Origin of the sequence: Frigoribacterium sp. PhB24 (genome assembly GCF_003755185.1) — a bacterium.
Taxonomy (GTDB): Bacteria; Actinomycetota; Actinomycetes; order Actinomycetales; family Microbacteriaceae; genus Frigoribacterium.
The window spans coordinates 127,655-141,929 of record NZ_RKIC01000013.1; the positions used below are offsets into that span (position 1 = coordinate 127,655).

The window sequence follows — 14,275 nt, forward strand, 5'->3', positions numbered from 1 at the left end:
TCCAGGAAGGTGCCCATGCGCCAGGTCATCATCATCGGTTCCGGCCCCGCCGGCTACACGGCCGGCATCTACGCCGCCCGGGCCGGTCTGCGCCCCCTCATCGTCGCGAGCTCGGTCGAGGCCGGCGGCGAGCTCATGAAGACCACCGAGGTCGAGAACTTCCCCGGCTTCCCCGACGGCATCCAGGGCCCAGAGCTCATGTTCAAAATGCAAGAGCAAGCCGAGAAGTTCGGCGCCGAGGTCCTTCTCGACGACGTCACCGCCGTCGACCTGACCGGCGACGTGAAGAAGGTCACGCTCGGCAACGGCACCGTCGAAGAGAGCCTCACGGTGATCTTCGCCACGGGCAGCGCGTACCGCAAGCTCGGCCTCGCGGACGAAGAGCGCCTGAGCGGCCGCGGCGTCAGCTGGTGCGCCACCTGTGACGGCTTCTTCTTCAAGGAGAAGGCGATCGCCGTCGTCGGCGGCGGTGACTCCGCGATGGAAGAAGCGACGTTCCTCACCCGCTTCGCCTCGAAGGTCTACGTGATCCACCGCTCGAGCAGCCTGCGCGCGTCGAAGATCATGCAAGACAGGGCGCACGCCAACGACAAGATCGAGTTCCTCTTCGACAAGCAGGTCACGGCGATCCTCGGCGGCGAGAAGGCCACCGGCGTCACGCTGACCGACACGGTCGACGGCAGCACGAGCGACCTCGACCTCGACGGCCTGTTCATCGCGATCGGCAACGACCCCCGCGTCCACTTGGTGCACGGTCAGGTCGACCTGACCTCGGACGGCACCATCGCCGTGCAGGGCCGCAGTTCGAAGACCAACCTGACCGGCGTGTTCGCCGCGGGCGACGTGATCGACGCCACCTACCGGCAGGCAGCCACCGCCGCAGCCTCCGGCACCGTCGCGGCGCTCGACGTCGAGCACTACCTGGCCTCGCTCGACCAGACCTTCCTGGCCGAGCAGACCGTCGGATCGGCCGAGGGCGTCGAGACGTCCGAGTCCGTGGTCGCCTGACCCGCGCCTCCCGACCCCCACCAGATCACCCTGACGAAAGGAACACCATGAGCAGCGCCAAAGCAGTGACCGACGCGTCCTTCGAGGCCGACGTCCTCAACTCCGACAAGACGATCCTGGTCGACTTCTGGGCCGAGTGGTGCGGCCCGTGCCGCGCCGTGTCGCCGATCCTCGACCAGATCGCCGCAGAGCACGGCGACAAGATCGAGATCGTCAAGCTCAACGTCGACGACAACCCGCAGACCGCCATGAAGTACCAGATCACGTCGATCCCGGCCATGAAGGTCTACCGCGGCGGCGAGGTCGTCAAGACCGTCATCGGCGCCAAGCCCAAGCCGGCCCTCGAGGCCGACCTGGCGGAGTTCATCGCGTAGTCGACACCGACACCACGACGAGAGCCCGCCCAGCACACGCTGGGCGGGCTCTCGTCGTCCCCGGCCCGGACGGGCATAGTCTTGACCGCATTACCCTCTGACAGAACAGGGACACCGATGAGCGACAAGGGCACCAACCTCGATCCGTGGTACGACTCGTACGCCGACCGTACGGCCGGCCTCAGCGCCTCCGAGGTCCGAGCCCTGTTCGCCGTCGCCTCCCGCCCCGAGGTCGTCTCGCTGGCCGGCGGCATGCCGTACGTGTCGGCCCTGCCCCGAGAGCTGGTCACCGGAGCCATCGACCGCGTCATGGCCGACGGGGGAGCGATGGCGATGCAGTACGGCAGCGGTCAGGGCACCCCCGCCATCCGCGAGCACATCATGCAGATCATGGCGATGGAGGGCATCCGCGGCAGCGCCGACGACGTGGTGGTCACGACGGGCTCACAGCAGGCCCTCGACCTCGTCACCCGCCTCTTCGTGAACCCCGGTGACGTCGTCCTCGCCGAGTCACCCAGCTACGTCGGTGCGCTCGGCGTCTTCAAGGCGTACCAGGCCGACGTCGTCCACGTCTCGATGGACGAGCACGGCCTCGTGCCCGAAGCCCTGCGCGAGGCCATCGCAGCCGTCAGGGCCCGTGGTGGTCGCATCAAGTTCCTCTACACGATCCCGAACTTCCACAACCCGGCCGGCGTCACGCTCACCTGGGCCCGTCGGGTCGAGATCCTCGAGATCTGCCGCTCGGCCGGCATCCTGGTCCTCGAGGACAACCCGTACGGTCTGCTCTACTTCGACCAGCCGGCCCCCCAGGCGATGCGCTCGATCGACGACGAGGGTGTCATCTACCTCGGGTCGTTCTCCAAGACGCTCGCGCCCGGATTCCGGGTGGGGTGGGCCCTCGCTCCGCACGCCATCCGCGAGAAGCTCATCCTCGCGAACGAGTCGGCCACCCTGTCGCCGAACTCGTTCGGGCAGTTCGTCATCACCGAGTACCTCGACCAGGCCGACTGGCGCGGGCAGATCGAGACCTTCCGCGCGTTGTACCGCGAGCGGCGCGACGCGATGATCTCGGCGCTGGGGGAGTACCTCCCGTCCCTCACCTGGAACGTCCCCGACGGGGGCTTCTTCGTCTGGGTCGGGTTGCCTCCCGAGCTCGACTCCAAGGCCATGCTGCCCCGAGCGGTCAAAGAGCTCGTGGCTTACACGCCCGGCACGGCGTTCTTCGCCGACGGCGACGGCCGACAGAACATCCGCCTCTCGTTCTGCTATCCGACGCCCGAGTCGATTCGCACGGGGGTCGCACGCCTCGCCAATGTCGTCAACGGCGAGATCGACCTGCTGCGCACGTTCTCCCCCGCGAGCCTGCCTCAGCCCGTCGCGCGCCCCCAGAGCGTCGCCGTGCCACCCCCGAACACCATTTGACCAGCACTTTATGCAATCTGCTGCCCCATAGTGCAGATGTCGACCCACCTGACATGAGGAAGAGACCCGGACCCCACCATGGCAACGAGTGAGCTGCGAACCGTCACCGTACTCGCCGGAGGGATCTCGCACGAACGCGACGTCTCCCTCCGATCCGGGAGGCGCGTGGTCGACAGTCTCGTCACCTACGGCATCGAGGTCGAGCTCCGCGATCCCGACGCAACCTTGCTCGGACACCTGGCGACGACTCGACCCGACGTCGTGTGGCCCGCGCTGCACGGTGCCAGCGGAGAGGACGGAGCCCTGCGCGGTCTCCTCGAGGCGCTCGACGTCCCCTTCGTCGGAAGCACGGCTGCCGCCGCACGATTGGCCTGGGACAAACCCACGGCGAAAGAGCTCGCTCGACGCGCCGGTGTGTCCACGCCACGGGGCATCACGTTGTCGCACGACGCCTTCCGTGAGCTCGGCGCAGTCGGCGTGCTGGCGGCGATCGCCGAAGAGCACCCGGTGCCCGTCGTCGTGAAGCCGGCGCGAGGCGGGTCGGCCCAGGGTGTCACGGTCGTCGACGACATCGGCGCCCTGCCCAGGGCCATGGTCGACGCGTACACCTACTGCGACGACGTCATCGTCGAGCAGAAGATCACCGGCACCGAGGTCGCCGTCGGTGTCATCGACACGGGCGACGGCCCCATCGCCCTCCCGGCCGTCGAGATCGTGCCCCGCCAGGGGTTCTACGGGTTCGAGGCTCGCTACAACGCGGGGGAGACCACGTTCTACACACCCGCTCGACTCGCCCCGTCGGCTGCAGAAGCCGCCGCGCACGCCGCTGTCGCCGTCCATGAGGCCCTCGGGTTGAGGCATCTGTCGCGTGTGGACCTCATCGTCGACGCGACAGGGACGCCGTGGTTCCTGGAAGTCAACGTGTTGCCCGGCCTGACCGAGACGTCGCTCGTCCCCATGGCCCTGGAGTCCGCAGGCTACGAACTCGGCATGTTCTACGCCGCCCTCGCAGAGAAGGCCGTGGCTGACCACCACCGCTGATGAGCGCCGAGTCAACGTTTCACGTGAAACGTTGGCAGGGTGCTGCGGGGCCTCGATCACGACAGCTCGATGTCGAAGTAGTGAGAGGCGCGATACCTACCGTTCAACCGATGCAGTGATGTCTCACCACCCACTGACCGAGATTATGGGACACCACAAGATCTCGACGACCTGGTTCAGCCACCACGGACCACGTGTGAAGACACCCCCCTCGCACCCAATGACATCAGCTGCCACCCAACGACCATACTGCACGCGAATGGCCCTTGACCGGGTATTGCTCTACTCCGCTTGATTGACACTGATGGGTCTGGAATCAGGCGTCCACAGTCACGACAGTAGGTGCGGCTTCTCTCCGACTGACGAATGGTCTCGACTCCGCGTTCCAGTTCGAAGTCGCAGGCCGATGGACGGCAGCGGAGTAGGAGTAGCAGCCGGATCTACGGAGACGGTCAACCGATTCACCGCCCCCGGGCACCACTCGACGCCCATCGGCATGCTTCGTTCGGTCCGTGCCCCGAAGGGTGATCGGCTGATGCCCCCTCTGGCACTCGACACGGCCGTCCGCACTCTGCACCTGCCGGTGGCTAGAGGCAAGAGTCTCGGCTGACCGCAGGACTCGTCACTGACCCGTCATGCGTCAGGCCTGCACCTCGGACCTCGGGCCGTGTCCGACACGGTATCGACCGCCTGGGGTACGACACCCCCGACAGAGGAGGCCTCGGCACATTGGCAGCCGGATAACTGAAGGCGAATTAGAGACTGGGACCGGAAGGCGAGCCAGGACTCAGCTGCCCAGATCCCGTTTCACGTGAAACATCGCCCCTGTGGCACACCTTCGGCCATGGACACGTGCATCCTGCCGCAGAGCGACAGGAGTGCGACGTTTCACGTGAAACCGTCCAGATAGGGGGTAGAGGTGGGAACTAATCCTCCTGCTCGTGTCCCAACTGGCCCAGAATGCGATTCAGATCTTGCATGGAGGCGAAGTCGATGGTGATGGAGCCCTTTCGGGCACCCAGTGACACTTTGACCCGCGTCTCGAATCGATCACCGAGACTCTCCGCCACCTCGTCGAGGTGAGCCTGGTGTTTACCGGGCGTCCCCGTGCGAGTGGTCTTGGGTTTTGCGCTGCCCCCCGCCGCGATCGCCTCGGCCGCGCGAACGCTCAGGTCTTCGTTAACGATGCGGTCTGCCAAGCGAGCCATCAGCACCGGGTCACCCGTGCTCAGAATGGCTCGAGCATGGCCCGCCGTCAGAACTCCGGAGGCGACCCGACGCTGGACGGCCGCCGGCAGCCGCAGCAACCTCAGCGTGTTCGTGATCTGGGGACGACTTCGACCGATACGCGTCGCCAATTCGTCCTGCGTGATGCCGAAATCGGCAAGAAGTTGCTGATAAGCCGATGCTTCTTCGAGCGGATTCAGTTCGGCGCGGTGCAAGTTCTCGAGCAGCGCGTCCCGCAACATGGCATCGTCAGCCGTGTCCTTGACGATGGCCGGGATCGTCGCGAGCCCGAGTTCTTTCGTGGCCCGGAGGCGCCGCTCACCCATCACCAGCTCGTACTGTGCCGCGCCCTTGCCGGCCTTCTTGACGGGACGAACGACGATCGGCTGCAGCACCCCCACCTCGCGAATGGACGTCACCAGCTCAGCGAGTTCTTCGGGACGGAACTCCGCCCGCGGCTGCTGCGCGTTCGGAGTGATGTCCAGCGGGTTGAGATTCGCCAGCCGGGCACCCGGCACGGCGATGAGCTCGTCTGCCGTCTGCTGTGCCGTGGGGAAGAACACGTCGACCGGGCGGTCCTGGCTCTCGTCGGAGACGGGGATGAGGGCGCCGATTCCACGCCCAAGACCGGTTCGCTTGGTTGCCATTACTGGGGTGCTCCTCGACGTGCTAGTTCGGCGGCCGCCTCGAGGTACGAGATCGACCCGGGGGAGTTGGTGTCGTAGCTGATGACCGTCTGGCCGTATCCGGGTGCTTCACTGATGCGAACGGAGCGGGGGATCAGCGTATTGAGAGCCTCAGCAGGAAAATGCTCGCGCACGTCGGCGACGACCTGCTGAGCGAGGTTCGTCCGTCCGTCATACATCGTCAGCAGGATGCTCGAGACCTTCAGCTTCGGATTGAGGTGCTTCTCGATCAGTTGGATGTTCCGCAGCAGCTGGCTCAAACCCTCGAGCGCGTAGTACTCGCACTGGATCGGGATGAGGACTTCACTGGCGGCGACGAACGCGTTGATGGTGAGCAGTCCGAGCGACGGTGGACAATCGATGAAGACGTAGTCGTATCGTTCACCGGCCTTCTCGGTGGTGGCGAGGTACTCCGAGAGAGCTCTGCTCAGTCGCTGCTCGCGGGCGACCAGCGACACGAGTTCGATCTCGGCGCCGGCGAGGTGGATGGTCGCAGGAATGCAGAACAGAGTCTCGAACTCGGGGCTCTTCTGCACGACGTCCGCGACCTGGCCGTCGTTCACGACGACGTCGTACACGCTCGGGGTCTCGGCTCGGTGTTCCACGCCGAGGGCTGTCGACGCGTTGCCCTGGGGGTCGAGATCGATGACCAGAACCCTGGCACCACTTCTCGCCAGAGCGGCCGACAGGTTCACGGTGGTGGTCGTCTTGCCGACGCCACCTTTCTGGTTCGACACGGTGATGACACGCGTCGAAGCCGGTGCCGGCAGTGGCTCGCGGGACAACGCCTGCTTACGGCGATTCAAGTCGGCAAGTTCTCGAGCCAGGGGAGTGCTTCTGTCGTCGTCAGCCGAGGAACTCACTGAAGGGGTCTCCGTATCGCCATGTTTCACGTGAAACGACCTACCCGGAGGAGTGACCACACCACGCATGAGCGGCTCGGTGGTCATCGGGGATCGAAGACCGAGTCTATCGGCAGGGTCCGACAAAGAAAGGGAACTCAGATCCGCGTGGCCCGCGTCACCCTCGACACGATTACCTCAGCAAAGTGATCGATGCATCAAAAGACCTGGACAGATGCACTTTCCGGTCACCGCTGTTGCTCATCTAGTCGAGGGTCGCGATGAACACCCGGGTCGTCTCGTCCACGAGCCCCACGCCGAGCTCTCGGGCCTCGACGTCGATCAAGTGATGACGGGCGATGACCTTGCGAGCCGCCGCGATCTCGTCGTCGACCCGTGCGCCCTTCATCAACAGCAGTTGCCCACCCGTCTTCACCAAAGGAGCTGTCAACGGGATCAACTTCGAGAGGGCGGACACGGCGCGAGCCGTCGCCTGATCGAGCCAGCCGTCGAGTTGCACGTCTTCGGCGCGAGCGCGGACGACCTCGACGTTGTCGAGTCCCAGGCGCTCGGCCTCGGCCGTCAACCAGTCCACACGTCGCTCCATGGGCTCGATGAGCACGAGCGTGGAATCCGGCCGCGCCGCCGCGAGCACGAGCCCCGGCAATCCGGCACCCGATCCGATGTCGCCGACGCGTCCGGGGACGAGCAGCGGTGCCAGCAGGCCACAGTTCACCACGTGACGCGTCCAGAGCCGGGGCAACTCGAGCGGACCGATCAGGCCGAGTTCTTCGCCGTACTGGGCGAGGTCGGCCACGTATCGGCGGACGACGTCGAGCCGGTCACCGAAGATCGTCGACGCGACGGCGGGCTCGGCCTCGAGGCTCTGCGGAGAGGTCACGGCAGCAGGCTCAGGGACGCGTGATGACGGTGTGGCGGTCGCGGCCTTCGCCCTCGGACTTCGAGGTGAAACCCCGGGCCGCCACGATGTCGTGGACGAGCTTGCGCTCGTAGGACGACATGGGCGGGAGCGCGGCCGACGTGGCGCCCTCCTCGAGCTTGGACACGGCGTGGTCCACCAGGCGTCCGAGTTCGGTCTCGCGCGTGGCACGCGAACCGCCGATGTCGAGGATGAGCCGGGAGAACTCACCCGTCTTGGTCTGAACCGCGATCCGCGTCAACTCTTGGAGGGCGTTGACCGTCTCGGGCTTCGACAGAACGTTCAGCTTCTGTTCTCCACTCGAATCGACCGAGATGTACGAGCGGCCACCTCGGACCTCGATGTCGATGTCGCCGTCGAAATCGCAGATGTCGAGGAGTTCTTCGATGTAGTCCGCTGCGATGTCGCCCTCGTCGAGGACGTCGGTCGCGTCGTCGGAGGCGACCCGCGCCTCCTCGGTGTCGCTCGAGGCGACGACGGCGTCGCCCTCGGCAGCGGGCTCGACGATGTCGGTCGTGGAGTCGTCAGAGGTCATTTCTTGGGGCCGTTCTGCTTCTTGGAGCGGTTCTTGCCGACGGGCTGCGTCCGCTGGGTCGTCTTGGGCACGGCAGGAGCCGACTCGATCTCGGTCACGGTGATGCTGGGCAGACCCTTGCGCTGCTGCCGACGGGCGAGTCGCTCCTCACGGGCGAGGGCCGCCTCGCTGCCGGGCGTGGGCATGTTGCGGATCACCAGGAACTGCTGAGCCATCGTCCAGACGTTGGAGGTCAGCCAGTAGAACATGACGCCGAGGGGGAACGACAGACCCGAGAAGACGAACACGAGGGGGAGGAAGTACAAGAGCATGCGCTGCTGCTTGAACATCGGGCTCGCCTTGGTCTCGGGCGACATGTTCTTCGACACGATCTGCAGCTGGGTGATGAACTGCGATGCGGTCATGATGACGACCATGGCGCCGGCCATGAGGCGGACCTCCCAGGTGGTCGCGCCGAGGAACGTCTCTTTCAGCGGTGCGCCGAAGAGCGCGGACTCGCCGAACGAGTTCGAGAGGGCCGCGTTGAGCAGGCCGATGCCGACCTTCTCTTGCTGGGCGTTGTGGAGCACGGTATAGAGGCTGAAGAAGATCGGCATCTGGATCAGCAGGGGGAGGCAGGAGCTGAGCGGGTTGGTACCGGTGTCCTTGTACAGCGCCATGGTCTCGCGCGACATGGCCTCGCGGCTGAACTGGTCGCGCTTGCCCTTGTACTTGTCCTGGATCTTCTTGAGCCGGGGCGCGATCTCCATCATGCGGCGCTGGCTCTTGATCTGCCGCACGAAGATCGGGATGAGGCAGGCCCGCACCACGAGGACCAGGCCGACGATCGAGAGCACCCAGGTGCTGCCGGCCGCGGTGTCCATGCCGAACGCCGTGAGGACGTTGTGGAAGCCGACGAGGATCGCCTCGACGACCCATCTCAGGGGCCAGAGGATGGTGCCGATGAAGTCCATGGTGTTCGGGTCAGCCCTTTCCGTGGCTCTGTGCGACGATCCGACCTGATCCGACGAAGTCGGGGGTGGCGGTCCGGGATCGCGGTGTCACGAAGCCGGACTTCGTGACGTGGTACTTCTGTGTACGGGGCTCGGGAACGTCGTCGACGCCCCCCGCGGCCCAGGGGTGGCACCGGGCGATCCGCCAGCTGCCCATGGCCACGCCACGCATGACGCCGTGAAGCTGGATGGCCTCGAGGGCGTACCTCGAACACGACGGGTAGTAGCGGCAGACGTCGCCGTAGAGCGGTGACACGACGGCACGGTAGACGCGGAGCACGGCCACGCACGCGTTGCGAGGAAGCAACGCGACGAACTGCACCGCTCTTGTCACGCCTTCACGCCCCTGTCGACCACCTCGGAGATGTCCGACAGCAGGGTAGACCACGCAACGTCAGGGCTGCCTGGCAAGGCTCTGATCACGACGTCGAGCCCTCGGGGGAGCGTCGGCAGGAGTTCGTGGCACACACCCTTGAGCCGGCGACGGACCGTGTTGCGCACGACCGCGTTGCCGACCGTCTTGGCCACGATGAAACCGAACCGGATCATGTCGTCGTCGCGACGACGCACGTAGACGACCGAATGCGCCGTGCCCGACTTGCGGCCACGGCGCACGGTGGTTCGGTAGTCGTCTGCGCGGACGATCCGGTTGGCTCGGGCCAACACGGAGGTGGCTACGCCGAGAGCTCGGTGCGGCCCTTGCCACGGCGGGCGGCGAGGATGGCGCGACCGGCGCGGGTACGCATACGAGCACGGAAACCGTGCTTCTTGGCGCGACGACGGTTGTTCGGCTGGAACGTTCTCTTGCTCATGGTGGTCCTCCAGGAAAGCGGACCAGGCCTGTTGCCACGATCCGAGAAGTCTTGTACAGCCAACGCGGCTGAAATCAACTGATTAAAAGTACGCGTGATCGGAGCCCTGGTCAAACGGCCTCGTCGGAAGGCGTTTGTCCACACTGTTGAAAACTCCGGTTGCGGACTCCACACCCGGTCGAACTAAGGTGGGTACTTCTCGCGGTACTTCCGCGTGACGACGGGGAACACGCAGCGATCCCGGCCCGAACGGCGCCAACCGATCGGTGGAGAAAGCTGTGCATAACTCGTCCCGCACTCGTACCCTTCGAACACCAGCGGGTGACGGCGACCCGCACGCGGAGGCGGCCGGATCCGCCGCCGTACCGCGAGAAAGAGACTCCCAGTGGCGCACACCGTCGACCCGGTCCAGGACCTGTGGCGTTCCGTCCTCGCGACGCTGACGACCGACGACCGCATCACGCCGCAGCTGCACGGCTTCATCAGCCTGGTGGAGCCCAAGGGCGTCCTCGGCGGCACCCTCTACCTCGAGGTGCCCAACGACCTGACCCGGGGGATGCTCGAACAACGGATCCGGGAGCCGCTCCTCGACTCCATCGCCGGGCTGGGCGACACCTCGGTCTCGAGCTTCGCCATCACCGTCAACCCCGACATCACCCCCGACACCCTCACCCAGCAGGTCGAGCAGTCCGAGCCGGTCCACTACATCGAGGCGCCGTTCGTGCCCGCACCGGTCGAGACGAGCGCGAGCGGCAAGCGCAACGATTCCCGACTGAACCCGAAGTACAGCTTCGACAACTTCGTCATCGGCGCGTCGAACCGGTTCGCGCACGCCGCGGCCGTCGCCGTCGCCGAGGCCCCGGCCAAGGCCTACAACCCGCTCTTCGTCTACGGCGAGTCGGGGTTGGGCAAGACCCACCTGTTGCACGCCATCGGCCACTACGCCGAGACGATGTACCCGGGCATCCGCGTCCGCTACGTCAGCAGCGAGGAGTTCACGAACGACTTCATCAACTCCATCGCCAACAACCGTTCGAGCCTCTTCCAGCAGCGGTACCGCGAGATCGACATCCTGCTGATCGACGACATCCAGTTCTTGCAAGGCAAGGACAGCACCCAAGAGGCCTTCTTCCACACCTTCAACACCCTGCACGACCACGACAAGCAGCTGGTGATCACCAGTGACCTGCCGCCGAAGCACCTCACAGGCTTCGAGGACCGCATGCGGTCGCGCTTCGAGTGGGGTCTGATCACGGACGTGCAGGCTCCCGACCTCGAGACCCGCATCGCCATCCTGCGCAAGAAGGCCCAGAGCGAGAAGCTGCAGATCCGCGACGAGGTGCTCGAGTTCATCGCGACCAAGGTGTCGAGCAACATCCGCGAGCTCGAAGGCACGCTCATCAGGGTCACGGCCTTCGCCAGCCTCAACCGGACGGCCGTCGACCTGGCCCTCGTGCAGACGGTCCTCAAAGACCTCATCACGCTCGACGAGGACAACATCATCGCGCCGGTCGACATCATCAACCACACGGCGGACTACTTCAAGCTCACGGTCGACGACCTGTACGGCTCCTCCCGCTCACAGGCCATCGCGACCGCACGACAGATCGCCATGTATCTGTGCCGCGAACTGACGAGCCTGTCCCTGCCCAAGATCGGGCAGCTCTTCGGCAATCGCGACCACACGACGGTCATGTACGCCAACAAGAAGATCAGCGAGCTGATGAAAGAGCGTCGGTCGATCTACAACCAGGTGACCGAGCTGACCAGCCGCATCAAGCAGGACACCCGCTACAAGTGACGGGTCGGCGGGCCAGGCCGGCCCGTCCGCCACGACCGTCCCGTTCGGGCGCCGACCACGTGTCGGTGCCCGTTCGTCGTACCAGGAGGCGCTCGGCGTGTCTCGAGGCAGCTTCAGGAGACGCGTTCCACACAGTGTGGATAACTTGTGGAAACTCGTGGATAACCGCGACGACGTTGTTCACGGATCCGGCGGGCCTGTGGGATCCCGCTCGGCGGCGAGGGGTGACCACCACGATTCTTGTCATTCCGTTCCACACGCCGTCCACAAGTCACACGCGTGTAGTTCCCCCGGGCCACGGGGTTTTAAACAGGTTATCCACACTGTGCACAACGGTTAAGACTGTTAATCCTGGTTACAAGAAATTGATCGAGAGACAACCTTGTGGATCGATCGGGGGCCGAAGCCCTCGGCTCGCCCCTTCCGGAAGGGCTCAGCCCGATGCTGTGCCACTATTAACCGGCCATCCACGAGAGCGAAGTCGATAGGGGTCCCCGCGTGAAGTTCCAGGTCAACCGTGACGTCTTCAGCGATGCGGTCTCCTTCGCCGTCAAGCTGCTGCCCCAGCGCACCACCTTGCCGATCCTCAGTGGGGTGTTGATCGAGGCCGACGCCGACGGGCTGACCCTGTCGTCGTTCGACTACGAGGTCTCGGCACAGACGAGCATCCCCGCCGAGATCGACGAACCGGGCACGATCCTCGTCTCGGGCCGGCTCCTCGCCGACATCGCCAGTCGCCTGCCCAACGCACCGGTGACCTTCTCCACCGAAGAGAACCGCATCGCCGTCAGCTGCGGATCCGCGAACTTCTCCCTGTTGAGCATGCCGGTCGAGGAGTACCCGACCCTGCCCACCGTGGGCGACCGCTCGGGCGTCGTCCCCGGCGACTCGTTCGCCCTCGCGGTCTCGCAGGTCGCGGTCGCCGCGTCCCGCGACGACGTCACCCCGGTCATCACCGGCGTGCAGCTCGAGGTCACCGAGAACGCGCTTTCGCTCGTCGCGACCGACCGCTACCGCGTCGCCGTCCGCGGCATCGAGTTCGACCCCGGCACCGTGGCCAGCACGACCACGACCACGGCTCTCGTCCCGGCGCGGACGCTGCAAGAGGTCGGCAAGACCTTCGGCAACGCCGGCACCGTCTCGGTCTCGATCACCGGATCCGACGAGCGAGAGCTCATCGCGTTCCAGGCCGACAACAAAACCGTCACCTCGTTGCTCATCAAGGGGAACTTCCCCCCGGTGAAGCGTCTCTTCCCCGACACCGTCGAGAACTACGCCGTGATCAACACGGCCGAACTCGTCGAGTCGGTCCGCCGTGTCTCGCTCGTGCTCGAGCGCGAGGCGGCCCTCAGGTTCACGTTCTCGATCGACGGCCTCACCCTCGAGGCCATCGGAAGCGAACAAGCGCAGGCGTCAGAGTCGATCGATGCGTTGTTGACGGGAGAGGACACGGTGGTCTCGTTGAAACCGCAGTTCCTCCTCGACGGTCTCGGAGCGGTTCATTCCGAGTTCGTCCGCATCTCCTTCACCAAGACGGAGAACCCGAACAAGCCCGGTCCCGTGCTGATCACCAGTCAGTCCTCGAAAGACCAGGCCGGCGCTGACAGCTACAAGTACCTGCTGCAGCCCAACCTCCTCCTGCGCTAAGAGCGCTCTGCACGCAACGGTGCCGCCTTCGGGCCCCACCGCCACGAACAAAGGATCCTCATGCACATCGGCCTCGTCGGTCTCGGCAAAATGGGTAACAACATGCGCGCCCGCCTGCGCGACAACGGCATCGAGGTGACCGGTTACGACGCGAACCCGGCCGTCTCCGACGTCGCCAGCCTCGCCGAACTCGCCACCACGCTCCCCGCTCCCCGCATCGTCTGGGTCATGGTGCCCGCGGGCGACATCACCGCCGGCGTCATCGAAGAACTCTCGAACGAGCTCTCCGAGGGCGACCTGGTCATCGACGGCGGCAACTCGAAGTTCACCAGCGACTTCGCCAACGAGAAGCTGCTCGGCGGCAAGGGCATCAAGTACGTCGACGCCGGCGTCTCGGGCGGTGTCTGGGGCAAAGACAACGGTTACGGCCTGATGGTCGGCGGCTCCGCCGAGAACGTCGCCCTGGCCCAGCCGATCTTCGACGCGCTGCGTCCCGAAGGTCCCCGCGACGAGGGCTTCGTCCACGCCGGTGACACCGGTGCCGGTCACTACGCCAAGATGGTCCACAACGGCATCGAGTACGCCATCATGCAGGCCTACGGCGAGGGCTACGAGCTGCTCGAGGCCCGTAGCGACCTGATCAAGGACGTCACCGGAACCTTCAAGGCCTGGCAGCGCGGCACCGTCGTGCGCTCCTGGTTGCTCGAGCTGATGGTCCTCGCCCTCGAGGCCGACCCCAAGCTGGCCGAGATCTCGGGTTACGTCGAAGACAGCGGCGAAGGCCGCTGGACCCTCGAAGAGGCGATCAACCACGCCGTGCCGATGCCGACGATCAGCGCCTCGATCTTCGCGCGTTTCGTCTCGCGTCAGGGCGAGGGCTCGCCGACCATGAAGGCCGTCGCCGCACTGCGCAACCAGTTCGGCGGCCACGCCGTCAAGAAGGCCTAG

The 14,275-nt window shown here is 65.5% G+C and carries 15 protein-coding genes; 7 read left to right on the forward strand and 8 right to left on the reverse strand.

Features of this window, described 5'->3' with window-relative positions; all coding sequences use genetic code 11:
• The first annotated feature begins 15 nt into the window (after positions 1-15).
• From trxB to EDF50_RS12295, 4 genes are all read left to right on the forward strand, one after another.
• Positions 16-1,008, forward strand: a complete 993-nt coding sequence (gene trxB / locus EDF50_RS12280; RefSeq protein ID WP_056260239.1) for a thioredoxin-disulfide reductase — start codon at positions 16-18, stop codon at positions 1,006-1,008.
• A 47-nt stretch (positions 1,009-1,055) separates the two neighbouring features.
• Positions 1,056-1,382, forward strand: a complete 327-nt coding sequence (gene trxA / locus EDF50_RS12285; RefSeq protein WP_043595317.1) for a thioredoxin — start codon at positions 1,056-1,058, stop codon at positions 1,380-1,382.
• 117 nt (positions 1,383-1,499) lie between these two features.
• A complete protein-coding gene (locus tag EDF50_RS12290) occupies positions 1,500-2,804 on the forward strand; it encodes a PLP-dependent aminotransferase family protein (protein ID WP_123519830.1) in 1,305 nt (434 codons plus the stop codon).
• A gap of 78 nt (positions 2,805-2,882) precedes the next feature.
• Entirely contained in the window at positions 2,883-3,845 is a 963-nt protein-coding gene (locus EDF50_RS12295; protein ID WP_123519831.1) for a D-alanine--D-alanine ligase, read from the forward strand.
• 926 nt (positions 3,846-4,771) lie between these two features.
• On the opposite strand, the gene EDF50_RS12300 is transcribed toward EDF50_RS12295, so the two are convergent.
• From EDF50_RS12300 to rpmH, 8 genes are all read right to left on the reverse strand, one after another.
• Entirely contained in the window at positions 4,772-5,719 is a 948-nt protein-coding gene (locus EDF50_RS12300) for a ParB/RepB/Spo0J family partition protein (RefSeq protein WP_123519832.1), read from the reverse strand.
• On the reverse strand, positions 5,719-6,690 hold the full coding sequence (locus EDF50_RS12305; protein WP_123519954.1) for a ParA family protein: 972 nt from the start codon (positions 6,688-6,690) through the stop codon (positions 5,719-5,721). Before EDF50_RS12305 ends, EDF50_RS12300 begins: the two co-directional genes overlap by 1 nt.
• A gap of 175 nt (positions 6,691-6,865) precedes the next feature.
• Positions 6,866-7,501, reverse strand: a complete 636-nt coding sequence (gene rsmG, locus EDF50_RS12310; RefSeq protein WP_123519833.1) for a 16S rRNA (guanine(527)-N(7))-methyltransferase RsmG — start codon at positions 7,499-7,501, stop codon at positions 6,866-6,868.
• Positions 7,502-7,511: 10 nt separating this feature from the next.
• A complete protein-coding gene (locus EDF50_RS12315; protein WP_123519834.1) occupies positions 7,512-8,075 on the reverse strand; it encodes a R3H domain-containing nucleic acid-binding protein in 564 nt (187 codons plus the stop codon).
• Positions 8,072-9,028, reverse strand: a complete 957-nt coding sequence (yidC, locus tag EDF50_RS12320) for a membrane protein insertase YidC (protein ID WP_123519835.1) — start codon at positions 9,026-9,028, stop codon at positions 8,072-8,074. The genes EDF50_RS12315 and yidC overlap by 4 nt, the downstream gene beginning before the upstream one ends.
• Positions 9,029-9,038: 10 nt before the next feature.
• Entirely contained in the window at positions 9,039-9,401 is a 363-nt protein-coding gene (gene yidD / locus EDF50_RS12325) for a membrane protein insertion efficiency factor YidD (protein WP_123519836.1), read from the reverse strand.
• The gene (gene rnpA, locus EDF50_RS12330) at positions 9,398-9,733 is read right to left on the reverse strand and encodes a ribonuclease P protein component (protein ID WP_123519837.1); all 336 of its coding nucleotides are present in this window, start codon (positions 9,731-9,733) and stop codon (positions 9,398-9,400) included. The genes yidD and rnpA overlap by 4 nt, the downstream gene beginning before the upstream one ends.
• A gap of 8 nt (positions 9,734-9,741) precedes the next feature.
• Complete coding sequence (gene rpmH / locus EDF50_RS12335; RefSeq protein WP_043595303.1) at positions 9,742-9,879, reverse strand: 50S ribosomal protein L34; 138 nt, start codon at positions 9,877-9,879, stop codon at positions 9,742-9,744.
• 385 nt (positions 9,880-10,264) lie between these two features.
• On the opposite strand from rpmH, the gene dnaA reads away from it, so the two are divergent.
• The 3 genes from dnaA to gnd all read left to right on the forward strand — a co-directional run bounded on the left by dnaA (position 10,265) and on the right by gnd (position 14,275).
• The gene (gene dnaA / locus EDF50_RS12340; RefSeq protein WP_123519838.1) at positions 10,265-11,680 is read left to right on the forward strand and encodes a chromosomal replication initiator protein DnaA; all 1,416 of its coding nucleotides are present in this window, start codon (positions 10,265-10,267) and stop codon (positions 11,678-11,680) included.
• A gap of 498 nt (positions 11,681-12,178) precedes the next feature.
• Complete coding sequence (dnaN, locus tag EDF50_RS12345; RefSeq protein ID WP_123519839.1) at positions 12,179-13,327, forward strand: DNA polymerase III subunit beta; 1,149 nt, start codon at positions 12,179-12,181, stop codon at positions 13,325-13,327.
• A 60-nt stretch (positions 13,328-13,387) separates the two neighbouring features.
• Complete coding sequence (gene gnd, locus EDF50_RS12350) at positions 13,388-14,275, forward strand: phosphogluconate dehydrogenase (NAD(+)-dependent, decarboxylating) (RefSeq protein WP_123519840.1); 888 nt, start codon at positions 13,388-13,390, stop codon at positions 14,273-14,275.